This window comes from Sorangiineae bacterium MSr11954, from assembly GCA_037157815.1.
GTDB classification, from domain to species: domain Bacteria; phylum Myxococcota_A; class Polyangia; order Polyangiales; family Polyangiaceae; genus Pendulispora; species Pendulispora albinea.
The window spans coordinates 2,153,540-2,171,471 of record CP089984.1 but is presented as its reverse complement, the minus strand read 5'-3'; the positions used below and the strand labels follow the sequence as shown (position 1 = coordinate 2,171,471).

15 protein-coding genes are annotated in these 17,932 nt (G+C 67.7%); 5 read left to right on the top strand and 10 right to left on the bottom strand.

The features are described from left to right. Positions 1-99: 99 nt before the first annotated feature. From LZC94_08900 to LZC94_08890, 3 genes are all read right to left on the bottom strand, one after another. Complete coding sequence (locus tag LZC94_08900) at positions 100-1,635, bottom strand: M4 family metallopeptidase (protein ID WXB17387.1); 1,536 nt, start codon at positions 1,633-1,635, stop codon at positions 100-102. 315 nt (positions 1,636-1,950) lie between these two features. Beyond that, the gene (locus LZC94_08895; GenBank protein ID WXB17386.1) at positions 1,951-2,622 is read right to left on the bottom strand and encodes a DUF1109 domain-containing protein; all 672 of its coding nucleotides are present in this window, start codon (positions 2,620-2,622) and stop codon (positions 1,951-1,953) included. Then, positions 2,619-3,224 (bottom strand): RNA polymerase sigma factor, encoded by a 606-nt coding sequence (locus LZC94_08890; protein WXB17385.1) that lies wholly within the window; start codon positions 3,222-3,224, stop codon positions 2,619-2,621. Before LZC94_08890 ends, LZC94_08895 begins: the two co-directional genes overlap by 4 nt. 356 nt (positions 3,225-3,580) lie before the next feature. Between LZC94_08890 and LZC94_08885 the strand changes: the two genes are divergently transcribed. Next, complete coding sequence (locus LZC94_08885) at positions 3,581-5,758, top strand: pseudouridine synthase (GenBank protein ID WXB17384.1); 2,178 nt, start codon at positions 3,581-3,583, stop codon at positions 5,756-5,758. 133 nt (positions 5,759-5,891) lie between these two features. Here the strand turns inward: LZC94_08885 and LZC94_08880 are convergent, their stop codons facing one another. From LZC94_08880 to LZC94_08865, 4 genes are all read right to left on the bottom strand, one after another. Further along, the gene (locus tag LZC94_08880) at positions 5,892-7,442 is read right to left on the bottom strand and encodes an aldehyde dehydrogenase family protein (GenBank protein ID WXB17383.1); all 1,551 of its coding nucleotides are present in this window, start codon (positions 7,440-7,442) and stop codon (positions 5,892-5,894) included. Positions 7,443-7,523: 81 nt separating this feature from the next. After that, positions 7,524-7,838: a DUF4911 domain-containing protein gene (locus LZC94_08875; protein WXB17382.1), complete on the bottom strand. Its 315-nt coding sequence runs from the start codon at positions 7,836-7,838 to the stop codon at positions 7,524-7,526. Then, complete coding sequence (locus tag LZC94_08870) at positions 7,835-8,956, bottom strand: SDR family oxidoreductase (protein WXB17381.1); 1,122 nt, start codon at positions 8,954-8,956, stop codon at positions 7,835-7,837. The genes LZC94_08875 and LZC94_08870 overlap by 4 nt, the downstream gene beginning before the upstream one ends. A gap of 27 nt (positions 8,957-8,983) precedes the next feature. Then, positions 8,984-10,834, bottom strand: a complete 1,851-nt coding sequence (locus tag LZC94_08865; protein ID WXB17380.1) for a hypothetical protein — start codon at positions 10,832-10,834, stop codon at positions 8,984-8,986. 134 nt (positions 10,835-10,968) lie between these two features. Here LZC94_08865 and frr point away from each other — a divergent pair, with 134 nt between their 5' ends. The 4 genes from frr to LZC94_08845 all read left to right on the top strand — a co-directional run bounded on the left by frr (position 10,969) and on the right by LZC94_08845 (position 14,355). After that, positions 10,969-11,526, top strand: a complete 558-nt coding sequence (frr, locus tag LZC94_08860; GenBank protein WXB17379.1) for a ribosome recycling factor — start codon at positions 10,969-10,971, stop codon at positions 11,524-11,526. 135 nt (positions 11,527-11,661) lie between these two features. Further along, the gene (locus LZC94_08855; protein WXB17378.1) at positions 11,662-12,666 is read left to right on the top strand and encodes a Stp1/IreP family PP2C-type Ser/Thr phosphatase; all 1,005 of its coding nucleotides are present in this window, start codon (positions 11,662-11,664) and stop codon (positions 12,664-12,666) included. A gap of 72 nt (positions 12,667-12,738) precedes the next feature. After that, positions 12,739-13,443, top strand: a complete 705-nt coding sequence (locus tag LZC94_08850; protein ID WXB17377.1) for a DedA family protein — start codon at positions 12,739-12,741, stop codon at positions 13,441-13,443. Positions 13,444-13,554: 111 nt separating this feature from the next. Further along, a complete protein-coding gene (locus tag LZC94_08845; GenBank protein ID WXB17376.1) occupies positions 13,555-14,355 on the top strand; it encodes a Uma2 family endonuclease in 801 nt (266 codons plus the stop codon). 47 nt (positions 14,356-14,402) lie between these two features. Here the strand turns inward: LZC94_08845 and hemG are convergent, their stop codons facing one another. Genes hemG through hemE form a run of 3 tightly spaced genes read right to left on the bottom strand, consistent with a single transcriptional unit; the run spans position 14,403 to position 17,910 of the window. After that, the gene (hemG, locus tag LZC94_08840; GenBank protein WXB17375.1) at positions 14,403-15,869 is read right to left on the bottom strand and encodes a protoporphyrinogen oxidase; all 1,467 of its coding nucleotides are present in this window, start codon (positions 15,867-15,869) and stop codon (positions 14,403-14,405) included. Then, complete coding sequence (gene hemH, locus LZC94_08835; protein ID WXB17374.1) at positions 15,866-16,879, bottom strand: ferrochelatase; 1,014 nt, start codon at positions 16,877-16,879, stop codon at positions 15,866-15,868. Before hemH ends, hemG begins: the two co-directional genes overlap by 4 nt. Then, complete coding sequence (hemE, locus tag LZC94_08830; protein WXB17373.1) at positions 16,876-17,910, bottom strand: uroporphyrinogen decarboxylase; 1,035 nt, start codon at positions 17,908-17,910, stop codon at positions 16,876-16,878. Before hemE ends, hemH begins: the two co-directional genes overlap by 4 nt. Positions 17,911-17,932: the final 22 nt, after the last annotated feature.

The window sequence follows — 17,932 nt, the reverse complement described above, 5'->3', positions numbered from 1 at the left end:
CGCACGCGCTCGGCGCAGCGTTCGTTCCGCGCGCACGCGCTCGGCGCAGCGTTCGTTCCGCGCGCGCTTGCCCGGTGCGACGCCTGCTCGGCCCAGCGTCTACTCGGTGCCGACGCCAACGGCCAGCCAGGCGTTGCGCACGGAGGTGACCTCGTCGTCCGTGTAGCCGAGCTCCTTGGCGGCCTGCTCCGTCCAGGTCTTGGCGTTGGCGAACGAGGTGGACGAGGTGAAAATCGTGGTGTTGGCGCGGTAGAAGACCTGGGCCGCCTTCTCGATGCCGATGCCCGTCACCTTGACGTCGGTCTTGCCGCGCGGGTGGGTGCCGCCCTGGGACAAAAGGTAGAAGGCGAGGTTGGCGATCCCCGAGCTGTAGTGCACATCGACCCCCGAGGAGTAATCGGGATAGTAGTCGAGCGACCGTTTGTCCTTGGCCGGATCGTTCAAATAGCGAAGGGCATCGCCAGCGGTGGAGGGCGTGTACACGTCCTCGCCCACCTTCCACGTATCGTCGCTGACGACCTTTCCGGCGCCGTAATACTCGACCACATTGCCGAAGATGTCGGACATGGCCTCGTTCAGGCCGCCGGATTCGCCCGAGTAGGTGAGGTTCGAGGTCTTCGAGGTCACACCGTGGGTCAGCTCGTGGGCGGTCACGTCGAGCGAGTTGGCCAGGTTCGAGAAGGTGCGACCGTCGCCGTCGCCGTACACCATCTGCCGCCCGTTCCAATAGGCGTTGTTGTAATTGGTGCTGTAGTGGACCGAGCTAATCAACTTGCCGCCGGCGTCGTCGAGCGAGTCGCGGCCAAAGAGCTCTTTGTAGGCGTCGTAGGTGGTGCCCAATCGGTCGTAATTGGTATTGACCACCGAATCCGACGTAGGCTCCTGCCCCTCGATCCGCACCGTCGCCCCCGGCAGCGATGTTTTGTTCTTCAAATCGTGGAGCTCCCGATTGCGCGCCGTATGAATGGTCGGAATGCGATCGACGATGGAGCCGCTCACCGCGTCGACGAGCACGGTATCCACGATGGGGGTGCCGTCCGTTTGGGCGCCGGTCACCGTGATCGTATGAACGAGGAGCAGCTCCTTGCCATTCGCGGCGCGGCGGTACGCGAGCTCCGTCTTCGCGCCGGCGGCCGCGTACTGCTCGGGGGCATAGATGGAAACGGCGGCCGATATGGCGGCGGGGGCCGATATGGCGATCGCGGCCTCGGCCGGCGCCGGGAGATCGCCGAGCCCGTCGCCGTTGGCCGCGTAGATGACACCATTCCGGCTATGCACCACCAATTCGCCACCCAAAACGATCCGTGCATTCCTGAATTGCGTATAGCGATCATGAACGGCGCCGTCGCGAACGGAGCTCGCGAGCTCGAAGCGCGATGTGCGGGCGCCGAGGAGCGAGGCCACCGATTCGACCGCCGCCGCGGCGCGGGCGGTGCCCAAATTTCCTTTGATATACGTGGGCGCCAGGGAAATCCCATCGCGCGCCACGACTTCGACAGGGTCTCCGACCGCGGGAGGCCGAGCGGGATCCTGGCCCGCGGCATCGGAGCCTCCCGAGCAAGCCAAGGGTGCGCATGCGAGGATCGGGAGCAGCGCGAACGTCGCCCGCCGGTGGGATCGTACCGTGATCTTCATGAGTGTGGCCTCCCGAGTGGTGAGGGTCTTGGTGCGATGGGTAAGGCGACGTCCGAGACGATCTCCAATGGAAGATCGGGCCCCCAATCATGAAGAGGAGTCGCAAGCACGCTCAGCGCGAAAATACGCAAATGATCGATGGGCCGTGGGCGCGAGCCGTTCGATCGATTGTTCGTTCGCTCCGCTGAGCTACGACTATTTCAGTATCATTTATTCGATTGGCATTCATCAACAAATGGTCAATTCGACGACAATCGAATCGATCGTCGCCACGTGCCATTCGTCGATTGCGTTCAACGCATGACGTTTTCGCGGTCAAAACCCCAAAACGCGCGGCGCGACGACGGCTCCCACGATCGCGAGGACGACCATGGGGAGGACGTGCGAGAAGGCGATGTGGGGCAACGTCGCGCACCGGCAATGCAGGTCGATCAACGTGCCTCCCCATACGCCCATGGCGGCACCCAGGGCGGCGCCGGTTGCGCGCGGATGTACGGGATCGGATCCGCGGCGCGCGATCGCCAGCGCCACCAGCGGCAGAGTGCCCATGATGGACGTCGATCCAAAGCACGCGAGGTAACCCCACAACGGTGCGTCCAGGAGCTGCACCTCGGGCCAGATGCTGCAACAGACGAGCGAAAAGAGGAGGAGCGCCACCGGCATGCCGGCCGCGAGCGCCACGAGCGACTGCCGCGCGGGGCCCAGCATCGATCGGCGCGACCGCACGAACGCGATGCGGAAGCCGACCAGCGCGAGAACGGCCCATCCCGCGGTGGTCGCGTACACGTAGGGCACCGGCCGATTACCCAGCTGAAATCCGCCCAAGGCGAAGAAGACGGCGAGCGAGGAGACCACCGCGGCGAGCACGAGCCAGCGCGTCGCCCAGGTGACCCGGGCGCGGCTGGGTGAGGGCGTCTGCCGCGCGACGGCCAGGACGCGCGCGCGCAGATCCGACGAGGGCTTTTGGGAGGGACGCGTGGAGATCATGGCGTCTCTTTTCCTTCGGGTTGCTCGTCGAGCACGCTGCCCCCCAGCGAGACTCGGAGCGCGGTGTACGCGCGGTGTGCGCGAAGTTTGACGGCGGCGACGGTGGTGCCGAGCACGGCGGCCGCCTCGCGAAGGGAGAGCCCCTCTTGCTTGACCAGCTCGAATGCGACCCGTTGGTTTTCGGGCAGCCGCGCCAGCTCGCGGCCGAGGGTCCGTGCAGCCTCGTTGGCGCGGGCCCAAGCTTCGGGATCGACCTCGGTGCCGGCGGTCTCGGCGCCAACGTCCTCGTCCTCCTCGAACCCGAGAACCTCCCGACGACCTCGGCGCACACTATCGATGAGCAACCGTCGCGCAATGGCAAAGGCCCAAGGCGTCACTGCGGACCCCGCCATGAAATGACCTCGCGCCCGATGAATCCGCAAAAACGTCTGCTGCACCAAATCTTCGGCCCGCTCGCGCGAGCGCGTCTGCCGCAGCAGGTAGCCGTAAAGCCGAGGCGCAAGCTCGTCGTAGACCTGCGCGAAGGCCGCGTCATCGCCTTGCGCGTAGCGGTCCATCGCAAGGTCGAGCCCAGCCTCCTGCGGTCGCCGCTCGTCCTGCACCGTCGCCCTTCTATCATACCCACCACTACGGAAGGCGCCGACGTTGGTTTCGTAGGAGTGGAAATCCCCTTCACGGCGCCCGCAGCCGTTGCATCCGTCCCATTTCCGTGCACGCTGCCCATATTCGGCCGCGGCCGTGCCCGCAGCGGTTTCCGCTGCCTGCCATTTCTCCGGTCGGTCTCCATGAGCTCTGTCGGCGCGGAGGTCTCCATTCGTTGCCGCACGCCTTATACGGATACCGATCCTCTTCCCTTCTCCCCCTTCGTCGTGGAGTGGTCCCGACATCCCACTTGGACGGACCGGATGGTTTCAGGTGGAGAAGCGTTTTCTGCTTATGCTATCGTTAGGGATTCACCATGGCGTCGCGTTTAGAGTCCGCACCCCTCCCCGCGCCGAGTACGCACGCACGATTGCGCGTGCTGTGCGAACACGCCGAGCCTTGCGGCGGCTGTCCCATCATCGGGCTCTCGTACGGCGAGCAGCTTTCGCTGAAGCGCGGGCGCGTGGTGCAGTCGGTTGCACGGTATTCGGCGCTCGAGCTGCTCTATACGGAGCCGGTCATCTTTGCCGACTCCATCACCGAGTACCGCACGCGGGCAAAGCTCATTGTCGCGCCGGGGGGCAAGATCGGGCTGTATGCCAAAGGGGGCGGACACCAGATCGTCGACATTCCGAATTGCCAAGTGCTCTCACCTTCGCTGGCCCGGGTGGCCGCGTTGCTGCGGCGCATCGTCGGCCGCGATGAAGCGCGGCGCGGGCCGCTCGCGCCCTTCGATGTCATCGGCACGGGCGCGCTGCGCGCCGTGGACCTGCGCGAGGTGCGCGAAACATTGGAGGGGCCGTCGCGGGTGCTTTTGACGCTCGTGCTGCAGCGCTCCCGGGTAGCGGATCTCGCGCACCTGCGTGCGGCGGCGGCGGAGCTGGTGTCGGAGGAACCGCTCCTCGCAGGCGTGGCCGCCAATTTTCACGAGGGCGAGGCGCCGCAAATCCTGGGCAACGAAACGGTGGTTTTGCGGGGCGCCACATCGGCCCCCGATCGCGTGGGCGACTCCACGCACCTGGCCACCTTCGGCTCGTTCGTGCAGGCGCACCGCGAGCAAGCCGCCCGCGTGCACCGCATGCTGGCCGCCGCGCTCCTCGGTGGGAAGCCCCCTGGCCCGCCGGGCGGGCCGCGCCCGCGCATTCTGGATCTCTATGGCGGCTCCGGCGCCATTGCGCTGAGCCTCGCGGCCGCAGGGGCCGAGGTGCGCTTGGTCGAGTCCTTTGCGCCCGCGGTGGCGCAGGCCAAAGCGGCTGCCGAGATGCAGCAGCTGCCGCTCGAGGCCGAGTGCGGCGACGTGGCGGGCACCTTGCGCACGCTCGGTCAGCGCGGCGCGCGCTTTACCGCGGCGGTGGTGAATCCGCCGCGGCGGGGTATGAGCCCGGTGGCGCGCGAGCTGCTCTCGCGGCTGGACGTGGAGAGCATCGCGTACGTCTCGTGCGATCCCGATACCCTGGCGCGCGATCTCGACCACTTTACGCGCCTTGGTTTCACCACCACGCACCTGCGCCCGCTCGACATGATCCCGCTCACCGACGAGGTGGAGACGGTCGCCATCCTGCGTCGCAGCGCGGTCCCGCGCGCGCGGGTCGTCTATGAAGACGAAGAGGTGCTGGTCGTCGACAAGGGCCCGTACGAGCCGACCACGCCGCAAGGCGAGTACCGCGGGTCGCTGGTGGTGCGCGTGCGAAAGATCCCGGGCGCGGAGGAGGCCGTGCCGGTGCACCGCCTCGACGTGGGCACCAGCGGGCTCGTTCTGTTCGTGCGAAGGCCCGAGCTGGTGGCGCGCTGGTCCGCCGCCTTTGCGAGCCCGACGGCCCGCAAAATCTATGTGGTCGGGGTGCGCGGAATCACGCCCTCCAAGGGCGCCATCACCCGCGATCTGCGCGAGGACGGCGTCTCGCACCCGGCGCGCACGCGCTACCGGCGCCTGGCGGTGGCCAGCGGGCACAGCGTGCTTCGGGTCATCCCGGAGCAGGGGCGCACGCACCAGATCCGGCGGCACCTGGCGGCCATCGGGCACGCGGTGCTCGGCGACGATCGCTACGGCCATGCGCCGACGAACCGCTTCTTCGAGGAGCGAAACGGCCTCGATCGAACCTTCATGCACTGCGTGCGGCTCGAGTGCGATCACCCGGCCACGCGGCTGCGCCTGATCATCGAAGCGCCCCTCCCCGGCGATCTGCGCGCCGTGCTGGAGCGCGCCGGCGGCCCCGGAACCTTGCGCTTTCTGGATCACAAGAACGCGCTGGGCACCGCATCGAGCCTTCCGCCGCCACCCGACGCGCACCACGAGCACGGCGCGCCGCTCGACATCCACGGCGTCACCGACACGGGCGCGCTCCCCGCCGTCACCGACGCCGTCCTGGCGGGCGACACGGCGCAGCTCCCTGCGCTCCCCATCGTGGTGCTCCCGAACGACACGGGCACATTGCCCGCCGTGATCGATCCGCCGGATCTTCCGGACGACGACGATCGCAACGGCGGGTTCTAGCGCAGCCAAAAATTGGAAACCGCCAGGGCGCCGGAGCGCCAAGGGAGAGTGAACATGGATGCTCGTCCATCTCTCCCTTCCTTCTTCTGCTGGCGGCCCTTGCGCCCTGGCGGTTTATCTCTCGACCCTTCGCCTAGAGACGGAACCCCGCGTCGACCGTGGGCTCCTCGATATCCATTTGCGCCTTTTGCAGCTTGCCGGCGTAATCCCAGTTGGTCGATTGCCAGCGCGTGAATTGGTCGAGCACCCACACGCCCGATTGGCGCGAGCCATTGCCGGATTTGCCGTTGCCGCCGAAGGGGAGGTGCGCCTCGGCGCCGGAGGTGGAGTTGTTGATGCTGACCATGCCCGCCGATACGCGCTCGCGGAACTGGAACGCGTGAACGGGGTTGCGCGTGTAGATCGCGGAGGACAACCCGTAGCCGTGGCCGTTCGCGAGCTCGATGGCCTCGTCGAAGGACGAGAAGCGCATCACCGACACGAGGGGGCCGAACGTCTCGTTGCGGTAGAGCGCGTCGTCCGCGCGCACGCCGGTGACGATGGAGGGGTGCGCGTAGTAGCCGGCCTCCGGATCGCCGACGAAGCCGGTGCGCGGGTTCTTGGCGGTGATGCGCCCGCGGCCGGTGGAGCCGTGCACCTGGTGGTGCGGCCCAATGTGCGCCATCCACTGCTCGAACGACTCGAGGAACCGCGATGAGAGCAGCGGACCGTAGAGCACCGCGCGGTTCGTCGGATCGCCGATGACCGCCGAGGCGACGCGCGACACGAAGCGGGAGAGGAACGCGTCGTAGACGCTGTCGTGCACCAGCGCCACGCCGAGCGACGTGCAGCGCTGGCCGGCGGTGCCGAAGCCGGAGAAGAGCGCGCCCTCGGCCGCGAGATCCAGATCGGCGTCGGGCATCACCACCAGCGGGTTCTTTCCGCCCAGCTCCAGACACGGCGTTTGCAGGTGCCGCCCGGCGAGCTCGCCGATGCGGCGACCGACCTCCGTCGAGCCGGTGAAGCCGATCTTCTGGAGCTGCGCTTGCTCGAGCGCGGCCTCCAGGGCCCGGTACGTGGTGGCGCCGTCGGCGTGGACCGTGTTGAGCACCCCCGCGGGCACGCCGCCGGCGACGAAGAGGCGGGTGAGCGCATCGCCCAACGCCGACGCGTACTCCGCCGGTTTCCACACCACCGCGTTGCCGCAGAGGAGCGCGGGCACCAGGTACCACGCGGGCACCGCCACCGGGAAATTGCCCGCGGTGATGATCGCGGCCACGCCCACCGGAACGCGGAACGTGAAGAGCTGCTTGTCGGGCATCTCGGAGGGCACCGTGTGCCCGTAGAGCCTTCGCCCCTCGCCGAGGAAGAAGTCGCACGTGTCGATGATCTCTTGCACCTCGCCCAAGGACTCGGCGTAGGGCTTTCCGACCTCGCGCGTGACCAAGGCAGCCAGCGCCTCTTTGTTCGCCTCCACCAGCTTTCCAACGGCGGCGATCACGCGGCCGCGGCGCGGCGCGGGGGTCTGGGCCCACGCTTTTTGCGCGCTCTTGGCGGCGGCGAACGCCTGCGCGAACTCGGCTTCGTTCGCCAGCGACACCTCGGCGACGACGTCTGCGATCTGCGCGGGGTTGGTGGAGGTGAGCTTACCGGCGGTGCCGGCGACGGACTTTCCGTTGATGTACGACGTGATGAGCGAGGGCATATTTCACCGTGGTGACGAGGATGACCGAGTGCGCTGCTGCGGGTGCCGCGCGTACGTGCGTCCGCGCGTACGGCGAGTGTACTAGGTGGACGAGGGCGCGGGCGGATCGACGCGCATGGCGCCGAGCTCCCGGCAAAGATCGTCGATGATTCCGTCGAGCTCGCGCTCACGGCCGGCCGGCGCGGCGATGGTCAGATCGCCGCCGCGCTCGGCGAACACTTGGGCGACGCCCTCGAGCGCCTCCACGATCCCCTTGAGGAAGACGACGTCGCGCGTGCGCACACGGACTTGCCGGGTGATCATCCCCGGCCCGATGGCGGGCGGCACGCTCTTCACGCTCGGCGTGCTCGTCACGCCCGGCGCGCGCAGATGGTCCTTCGGTTCGCGGCCGCTCATCCCAGCGGATCCTCGAGCTCGCGATCGGCGAGCTTCTTCTCGCGCTTCTCACGAAGCCGCACTTGCACGAACTCCACCAAGCGCTCGACATAGCTCTCGAACGGCGGGCACTGGATCCCCGTCCCCGCCAGAACCTCGTCGGTGTTCGCGGTGCCGTAGACCACCGGCGTGGCCAGCGCATCGAGGAAGGCGCGCGGGCTCTTGGCGAAGCGGTCGAGCCCCGGGGTGCGCAGGAGCGCCTTCGTCAAGTTGGCGGGGATGAAGCCGCGCGGCAATCGACGTCCGCCCGCGCGGGCCACCAGCTCGAAGATGTGGCGCGCGGTCAGGGGGTGCGGGTCGACGATGTGGAAGGTGCGCCCGGGGCTGCGCGGATCGAGCCCGATGGCGCGCGCGGCCTTGGCCACGTAGTCGATGGGGACCAGATGAAGCGGCGAATCGCCGCGCCCCGGCAAGGGCAGCGCGAAGTCCGGCGGGGAGGTGACCATGAGCAAAATGAGGATGTACGGTCCGTCGAAGCGATCGACCTCCCCGGTCTGCGAGTCGCCCACCACGATGGATGGCCGCACCACCGCGATGGGCACGCGCGGCATCGCGGCCCGCATCATGCGCTCGGCGCGCGCCTTCGTCTGCTCGACCACGTTGCGGAAGCCTTGTTGCTTGTCGAGCTCGTCCTCCTTGACGAAGCCAGCGCGATCGCCGGAGACGGCGGCCGTCGAGTGGAAGACGAGGCACTTCAAGTCCGAGCACGCCTCGGCGATCTCCAGGATCTCGCGCGCGCCGACCACGTTGATCTGCTCGGCCATCGAGGTGTCCACCCCGAGGTACGAGACCTCGGCGGCGTGGTGGATGCGGTCCACCTCCTTGACGATGGTGCCGAGCTCCTTGCCCGAGAGGCCGAGGTCCATCGCGGCGGCGTCGCCCTCGAGCAGGTTGACCCGCCTTCGCTGATCGAGCGGCAAGGTGTCGAGCGCCGCCATGGCGTCGGCCGTCGACTTCGAGCGAACCACCGCGTGCACCAAGGTCTTCGGCGACAGCAGGATCTCTTCACATATTTTGCGCGCGCTGAAGGAGGGATACCCCGTGAGCAGCACCACTTCATCGAACCCCGGGCGAGACATGCGCGAACGAGGGTACTCGTTCACTCGTCAAAAGCCACCCAAGCGTCGAATCCCTTCGCGCACCAAGGCATGGCTCGCTTCGAGATAAGCGCGAGCGTCGCTCCCGTCATTCGCTTCGCGCCCCCACCCCACCACGAGCGCAAGCCCACCACCCGACCGCGCGGGCTCGATGGCCGTGCGCCGCATCACCAACGCCAAGGTCACCTTGGACCCGAGCCGCTTGACGGCCGCCGCGACGTCGGCGTCCTGCCCCGCCTTGCCCGGGTTCTCGGTCACGTCGCGGAGGAGCGCGATGGGATCCTCCGCCAGCGCCACCTGAATCGGCGCCGGCGCCGCGGCATCGGGAGCGCTCGAGCCAATGGCCCACGCCACGCCAGCTTGCGCGGGCCCGGCCAATGCCCCCCGCCCCGCGCCGCCTGGCGGAACACGCGCCGAAAGCGCCTTCGGGTCTTTTGCGTCCTTCGCGTCCTTCGCGTCTTTCACGCTTTTCGCGTCCTTGGCCTCGCCGCGGGTCAGCAGCACCAGGTCGACCTTGCCGAGCCCAGGCACGTCGACTTGCGACGACGTCGTCTTCTGCACGTGAAGGAACGTCTCCAGCGGGCCTTTGAACGCGGTCTTTTCGCCGAGGCCCACCAAGCCGCGAAGCCCGCGCGCCGCGCTCTCCGCGTCGGCCACCGGCGCGCGCACGAGCAATCCACCGCGCTCGCCCCCGAGCCAAGCGCCGGAGACGTCATCGCCCCTCCCCTTCGCCCAATCGCCCAGCGCGCGCTCGAGCTTTTCGCGACCGTCTGCATCGATGCGCTCGCCCAGCGCCTTGATCACGGCCTGCGCGGCATCGTGCGCCGTCTCCTTGCGCTCCTCCGCGTCGCTTCGGAGGAGCAGCGCCATGGACGAGGCCTTGGGCACGTCCAGCAGCGGGGCGGCGTCGCCCACGCGCATCGCACGCACCGCGCGCGCCGCCGGCCCATCGCCCGCGACGGGAACGAGGGTGGCCACCACGCGGATCCCCTCGTCGATGGCGTCGATGACGATGCGGGCGCGCGAAAGGTCGCCCAAGATCCCCATCTTGCTTTTCACGAAGGCGTCGCTCATCTCCACGATGGCGCGCGGATCGCCGAAGTCGGGCGCCTTGCCGCCGTGCGCCTCGCGCATGCGCGCGTCCTTCTGCTCCATCTCCGCGCGAAACGACGACCAGAGTGACGCGAGGTACGGCGCGAGCGGTCCGGTGAAGGCGGAGCGCGGCACGTCGATCACGATGGAGCCCGTGGGGAGCGGCCGCGCGGGCAAGGTCCGCGCAACGTAAGGCCCGAGCCGGGCGAGATCGGCTTCGTTGCGCGCCAGGACCAGAAACCCGCCGCGCGCCAGGGCGATGGCCACCGGCAAGGGCGCCCCGGCCTTGGGGACGAGCAAGGTCAGACCCGCGGCATCGCGGCCTGCGTAGCGCGCGTTGGGCCCTTCGAACAGGGTGCCGCGCGTGCGGCGCTCGTCGAGGAGGTGCACCGCGATCGCGTACCCGATGCTCTCCATCCCCGAGGGCCCCGCGGCCAAAGCGCCGAACGCGGGCCCGGTCCCATCGATTTCCGGCCCGAGCGCAGGGTCGAGGGAGGCGAGCGAGGTGACCAGACCGCCCAAGGTCATGGGCATGAGCGAGAGCGCCCCACCCGTACCGCGCTGAACTTTACCCCATGAGCCGTTGGGGTCGACCACCACCGCCTCGGCCAAAAGCCCTTCGGGCGCGGGGACCGGCGGCTCCGCTACCTGCCCGGCATCGGGCGTGGCATCCGATTTCTTGCACCCCAGGCCGCCGGCGAGGGCCATGAACAGGGAGACGAGGCAAGCCAGACAAAAGGAAAATCGCCAGCCAAAACGAGGGTTCACCACCCGAGTGTCTTACCTCGTCCATGGCAAAGCCAACAATCCGGGCTGGAAGTCCCGGGTCGAATGGCGCTAAGGTGCCTCTTCTCACCTGATTTGGCCCCGCAGCTGCGTGGGCCCGCGAAAAGGACCGCGCGATGCTGGAGGACATACACAAAGAGCTATTCGGAGCCATCGGCCGGGCGCACGACGCGCTTCGACGCGATCTGGCGAAATTACGTGCGGGGCGCGCGAACCCGAACCTGCTCGAGAGCATCCGCGTCGATTATTACGGAACGCCGACGTCGCTAAGCAAGATGGCCAACATCAACGTGCCGGAGCCTCGTCTGATCACGGTCAAGCCGTGGGACAAGACGCAGCTCAAGGCCGTCGACAAAGCTCTACGGGAGAGCGATTTGGGGCTCAACCCGCAGGTCGACGGAGACCTCATTCGCATCCCGCTCCCGCCGCTCACCGAAGAGCGCCGCAAAGAGTTCGTGAAGATCGCGAAAAAGTACGGCGAAGAGTGCAAGGTCACCATCCGCAAGGCGCGTCACGACGCGCTCGACATGCTGAACGAGATCGAGAACGAGGGGGGCGCAAGCTCAGATGACGTCGATCGGGCGAAAAAGAAGGCCGAGGAGACCGTCTCCGACGGCGTCAAGCAGGTGGATGCCCTTGTGGCGACAAAAGAGAAAGATATTCTCGAAATTTGACGGCCTTCGTGAGAAACCAGAATTAAATGGACTCCACGTCCTCCTCCTACTCTGGGGCCTCGGCGCTTGCCCACCTTGACACACTCCCGGGCCGATGAAACTCTTGGGCTCTATTCCACAGGAGCGACTCGGTTGATGCGGGCCTTAGCAGCCGGGCTGAGCGATGTAGGGCTTCAGCGCGAGCACAACGAAGACTCCTTCATCGTACTCAAAGAGTACGACCTATTCGTCGTGGCCGACGGCATGGGTGGGCATCGTGCGGGGGACGTGGCTTCGCGCCTGGCCACCGAAACGATCAGCGAGTTTTTCAAGTCGACCGCCAACGAAGACGTCACCTGGCCCTTTCACTTCGACACGAACCTGTCCGAGGAGGAAAACCGCCTCCTCACGGGCATCCGCGTCGCCAACCGCCAAATCTTTGAGCGAAGCACGCGCTCCCGCGAATACCACGGCATGGGCACCACCGTGGTAGGGGCCATGTTCAGCCCGAGCAAGAGGCGGATGTACATCGGCCACGTGGGCGACTCGCGCTGTTACCGCATTCGCGAAGGCCAAATCCGCCTCCTCACGCGGGACCACTCGCTCATCAACGACTACCTGCTCGCGATGCCCGACCTCACCGAGGAGCAGCGCAGCGAGCTCCCGAAGAACGTCATCACGCGCGCGCTGGGCATGCAGGACCAAGTGGTGGTCGACCTGCAGCACGACGATCCCAAGGACGGCGACGTCTACATCCTCTGCTCGGACGGTCTGTCCGGGATGATCGTCGACGACGAGATCAAAAAAATCGTCTCCCACTCGGCCAACATCTCCGAGGCGTGCCGAAAGCTGATCGAGAAAGCCAACGAGCACGGGGGCGAGGACAACATCACCGCGGTGCTCATCAAGATCGAAGAGCGCGACGACGAGGACTCCGTCAGCTCGGAGACCGAGAAGACCCCCGTCCCGCCAGAAGACGGCGACGACGACGATCCGCCGGGCGCCTTCGCCGACGAGCCGACCCACCCGGGGCTGGTCGAGGCTTCCTCGCCGGCCGCAGTTCCTGCCGCGGGCAAACCAAGCCCGAGCAAAGGTGAACCTGCTGGCGTCGGATCGAGCGGAAGCGAGCCGGCGGGCGGGGGCGCGAAGCCGAAAAAATAGCGCGTGTGAGCTCCTGTTGAGTGTCCCACGCGCTTGACCCGTTGGTCGCGCCACGTTAGACCGCCATCATTCATGGTCAAAGCCATCTTCCTCGTTCTTGGCGGCTTCTGCGTCTACGTCATGGGGACGCTCAGCTACATCGGTATTGCGCTGTTGATGGGCATCGAGAGCGCGTGCATTCCGCTCCCGAGCGAGCTCATCATGCCATACGCCGGGGCGATGACCGAGCCGAGCGTGCGTGACGCGCTCTCGGAGCAGTTCAAGATTCAGCTCCCCCAGTTCAACCTTCTTTTTGCGGCCATCGCGGGGGCGCTCGGGTGCAACCTGGGCAGCGAGCTCGCGTACCGCGTGGGCGCCACGGGTGGCCGGCGGGCCATCGAGCGTTATGGGAAGTACGTTCTTTTGAGCAAGCACGAGCTGGCCATCGCGGATCGCTGGTTCGAGCGGCGCGGGGACATCATCGTGTTCGTCGCGCGCCTCTTGCCGGTGGTGCGGACATTCATCGCGTTCCCCGCGGGGGTGGCGCGTATGAACTGGACGAAGTTTCACATCTACACGTTCGTGGGCTCGCTCCCGTGGTGCTACGCGCTCGGATACGTGGGGCAGCGGCTCGGGTTGTCCTTGCTCGATGAGAGCTCGCCGCTCAAGCACTTCATGCACAAGTTCGACGCGGTGATTGGCGCGGTGATTGTCATCGCCGGCGTCTGGTTCGTTCGTTCGCGGCTCAAGGCGTTGCGCGGATACCGCGAGGCTGCGGCGGCGGACGAAGCGCCGTAATCGCGCGAGCCATCTCGCGTTCACAGCGAATTGCCGTTCTCGAAGTCGCGAGGACGTGTAACATGGCTCGTCCAAGGGGGACACGGGTGGCCGTGAAAGGACGGTGCTACAATGAGCATCATGGGCCAGCCGCGTCGATACCGCGTGAATCCTGCCGATCCACGCGCGCCGAAGATGGAGATCTGGGAGCTCCTGAGCCCCGCGGAACGCAAACGCGTGGTCGACGAGTTGCCTGCCGAAGTTCCGTGGGAGCTCATGCCCCCGGAAGGCGATTTCCATCGCAAGGCCAAGGAACGCGCCGTCGATTCGCTCGATGGCTACTTCCGCAGGATAGGCCGTAGAATCTACGTCTCGGCGGAGCTTGCGGTTTACTACCCGGACGAGCGTCGATTCTCGCCCGATCTCCTCGCGGTCACCGACGTCGACCACCACGACCGGCAAAAGTGGGTCGTTGCCGCAGAAGGCAAAGGGCTCGATCTCGTGATGGAAGTCGTCGCGGAGGGGAGCGAGAAGAAAGACTACGAGTACAACGTGGCGCGCTACGCGCGATTGGGGATCTCGGAGTACTTCATCTACGATCGCAAGCGTGTGCACTTGGTGGGCTATGCACTGCCCGAGGCCGGTGCAACGACGTATCAACCGATCCTTCCGCAGGTCGGGCGGTGGCCGTCACGGGTGCTGGGGTTGGACTTATCGCTCGAGGCCGAGCGGGTGCGATTTTTTTCGGGGACCGCTCCCCTCCCCGAGTCGGCGGAGCTCGCGGCGCGCGCCGAGCACCTTCTCACGGAGGCGATCGCGAAACGCGAAGAGGCCGAGCGACGCGCCGAGGAAGAAGCGCGACGCGCCGAGCACGCCGAAGAGGAGCTCCAGCAGCTTCGCGCGGAGCTCGAACGCTTCAAGCGCCAACGTTAGGCGAAAAGGGGCGGCTTGGGGCCTGAGCTGGGGGGCCGAATCGAAGGTTAGGTGGACGCCATGAGTTGGCGGGCGATGGTTTCGGCTTGGCGGATGCAGTCGGGGATGCCGACGCCGTCGATGCCGCTGCCGGCGATGTAGAGGCCGGGGTGGTGGGAGAGCTTTTCGGTGAGGGCGCGGATGCGGGGGAGGTGGCCGAGGTAGGGCTGGGGGCTCGCGCGGTGGAAGCGGAAGGTGCGGGTGAAGAGGGGGCGGCCTTCGATGGGGGTGAAGATGCGGAGCTCGCGGAGGGCGAGGTCGGCGAGGGCGTCGTCGTCCGTGGCGAGGATCTCGTCGCGGCCGGCGCCGCCGAGGAAGGCGCGCATGAGGACGTGGCCGCCGGGGGCGCGGTGGTCCCACTTGCTGGAGACCCAGGTAGCGGCGAGGATTTTGCGGCCGAGGGTGCGCGGGACGATGAAGCCGGTGGCGTCGAGATCGTGGGCGACTTGGGCGCGCTTGAAGGCGAGGAAGACGGTGGCCGTGGAGGCATAGTCCATGGCGCGGTCGAAGGCTTCGGCCAGAGGGGCGTCCAGGTGGCGGACGATGTCGGCGGCCGCGTGGGTGGGCCCTGCAAAGACGATGTCGTCGGCGATTTCGGGGCCGCGGGAGGTCTCGAGGGCGTAGCGGCCGCGCGGATCGTCGGGGTCGAGACGGGCGATGCGCTGGATGGGGCAGCTGGTGCGAACGACCACCTCGTGGAGATCGTCGACGATGGCTTGGATGAGGGAGCCGAGGCCCCCGCGGAGGGAGAGGAAGCCGCCTTTGTTGGGCTTGGCGTCGTCGGGGGATTCGGTGCTCTCGGCGCGCGCGCGGCGTTGGGCGCGCATGGCCATGATGAGGGAGCCGTGATCGCGCTCGGCGGCGACGAACTGGGGAAACGCGGCGCGGACGGAGATGGCCTCGGCGTCGCCCGCGAAGATGCCGCCGAGGAGCGGGGCCGCGAGCCGGTCGACCATTTCGGCGCCGAGGCGGCGCGACATGAACGAGGCGACCGATTCGTCTTCGTCGCCGTGGTAGACGCGGCGGGGGACCAGCGGCTCGAGGGCCATGCGCAGCTTGGCGTCCCAGTCGAAGAGGCCGGTGGTGATCATGGGGCCCACGGCGGTGGGCACGCCGAGGACGAGGCCCTCGGGGATGCGATGCAGGTCCTTGCCCCAGGCAACATAGGCGCCGCGGTGGGTCTCGACGGTGGCGATCAGCTCGGGGCCGAGACGGAGGGCGCGCGCGAGCTTTTCGGCGTCGGGCTTGGTCGAGAGCCAGGAGTCGGGGCCGCCGTCGAGGACGAAGCCGCTGCGGTTTTCGGTGACGATGTTTCCGCCGACCCGCGCGGAGCGTTCGAAGAGGCTGACGCGGACGGGCGCGCTTTGCGGCTGCGCGAGGGATTGCGCGGCGGCGAGCTTGGAGACGGCGCGGGCGCAGGCGAGGCCGGTGATGCCGCCACCGATGATCGCGATGTGGCGCGCGCGCTCGGTCATCGGCCAAGCTCCGTGATGATGGCGGCGAGGGTCTCGACGAAGGCGGGAGACGCGTTGAGGGAGGCGGCGCGGCTGGTGGTGAGGCCGCGGGTGCGTGCCCACTCGGCGGCCTCGATGTCGAGATCGTAGAGGACCTCGACGTGGTCGCTCAAAAAGCCAATGGGCGCAAAGAGGACGTGGCGGTGGCCGCGGGCTGCGATGGCATCGAGGGTGGAGGGAAGATCGGGACCGAGCCACTCGCCTCCGCCCATGCCTTGGCTTTGAAAGGCGACGAGGTGCGGGATGGCTTGGCCGCTCGATGCGGGCGCGCCCGCGGCGTTTGGTGCGCTCGACGCGAGGGTCGCGGCAATGGCCTCGGCGCTGGCGCGGACGTCGCGCTCGTAGGGATCGCCCGCGCGGAGCACGGAGGTGGGGACGCTGTGGGCCGTCATGACGAGGACGGTCGCGGCGCGGGTGGGCTCGGGGAGCTGCGCCAAGGCTTCGCCGATGGATGCTGCGAAGGCGGCGGTGAGGCTCGGGGAGGTGCCCCAGTTGGAGGCGCAGCGGATTTCGAGGGGCTTTTGGAGCTTTTCGGCGGCGCGCTGCATGGCTTGCGCGTACGCGGGGGTGGAGTGCTGCGCCAGGGGGACGACCAGAACGCGCTCGATGCCGTCTTCGACCAGCTCGGCGAGCACTTCTTCCGGGTACGGGTGCCACATGCGCATGGCCATGCGCGTGGGGAGGCCAACGGCAGCCTCGACCTTCTTCGCCAGCTCGCGCGTGATGTCGCCCAGCGGGGAGCGACCTCCGATGGCCGTGTAGCGCCGGACCAGCTCCTCCACGACCTCGGGGGGCGGCGCATGGCCGCGGCGGATGTTGGTCACGAAGGCCGGCAGCTCGTCGAGGCGTTCGACGGTACCGTGCGAAAAAAGAATCGCGGCGGTTCGCTTGCCGCGCGAGTCGCGCTCGTCCCGCGGATCGCGTTGGTCGCGCTCGTCCCGCGGATCGCGCGGGTCCCCCACCCCGCTCATGAGCGTGCGCTCTTCTCGTGCACGAAGTCGATGACGGCTTGCACCGTCTCCACGGGCGTCTCGGGCAGGATGCCGTGGCCCAAGTTGAAGATGTGGCCCGGCCGGCCTGCGGCCTCGGCGAGGACGCGGGCGGCGTGGGCTTCGGCCACCTCGCGCGGCGCAAAGAGGACGGTGGGGTCGAGGTTGCCCTGCACGGCGCGATCGTGGCCCACGATGCTCCATCCTTCGGCGAGCGGGGTGCGCCAGTCGAGGCCGAGCACGTGGCCGCCGGCGTCGCGCATGGCGGGGAGCAAGGTGTGCGTGCCCGTTCCGAAGTGGATGACGGGGACGCCGGCGGTCATGACGTCTTGGAGGATATGGCGGACGTGGGGCTGCACGTACTCGCGGTAGTCGTCGGGCGAGAGCTGGCCCACCCACGAGTCGAACAGCTGCACGGCGTCGGCGCCGGCTTCGACCTGCGCGCGCAGGTAGCGGCGGACCACCTCGGCGAGCTTGCCCATGAGGGCGTGCCAGGCGTCGGGGGCGCCGTACATCATCTTTTTCGTCTTGGCGAACTGCTTGGTGCCGCCGCCTTCGATCAGGTAGCTCGCCAGGGTGAAGGGCGCGCCGGCGAAGCCGATGAGGGGCACCTTGCCCGCGAGCTCGCGCTGGATGGTGCGGATCGACTCGAGCACATAGCCGAGCCCTTCGCGCGGCTCGATGACGCGCAGCTTCTCGATTTGGGCCATGCTCGCGATGGGCTCGTGGATGACCGGGCCCTCGCCCTTGGCGAACTCGAAGGCGGCGCCCATGGGCTCGAGCGGGAGAAGGATGTCCGCGAAGAGAATCGCCGCGTCGACGCCGAGCCGCAGAGGCTGCAAGGTCACCTCGCAGGCCAGCTCCGCGTTCTTGCAGAGCTCGAGCAACGTGTGCTTTTCCCGCAGGGCGCGGTACTCGGGCATGTAGCGCCCGGCTTGGCGCATGAACCACACGGGGGTAACGTCGGTCGGCTCGCGCCGGCATGCGCGGAGGAATCGGTCGTTTTTCTTCACGGGTGCGACTTTAGCCGACGTT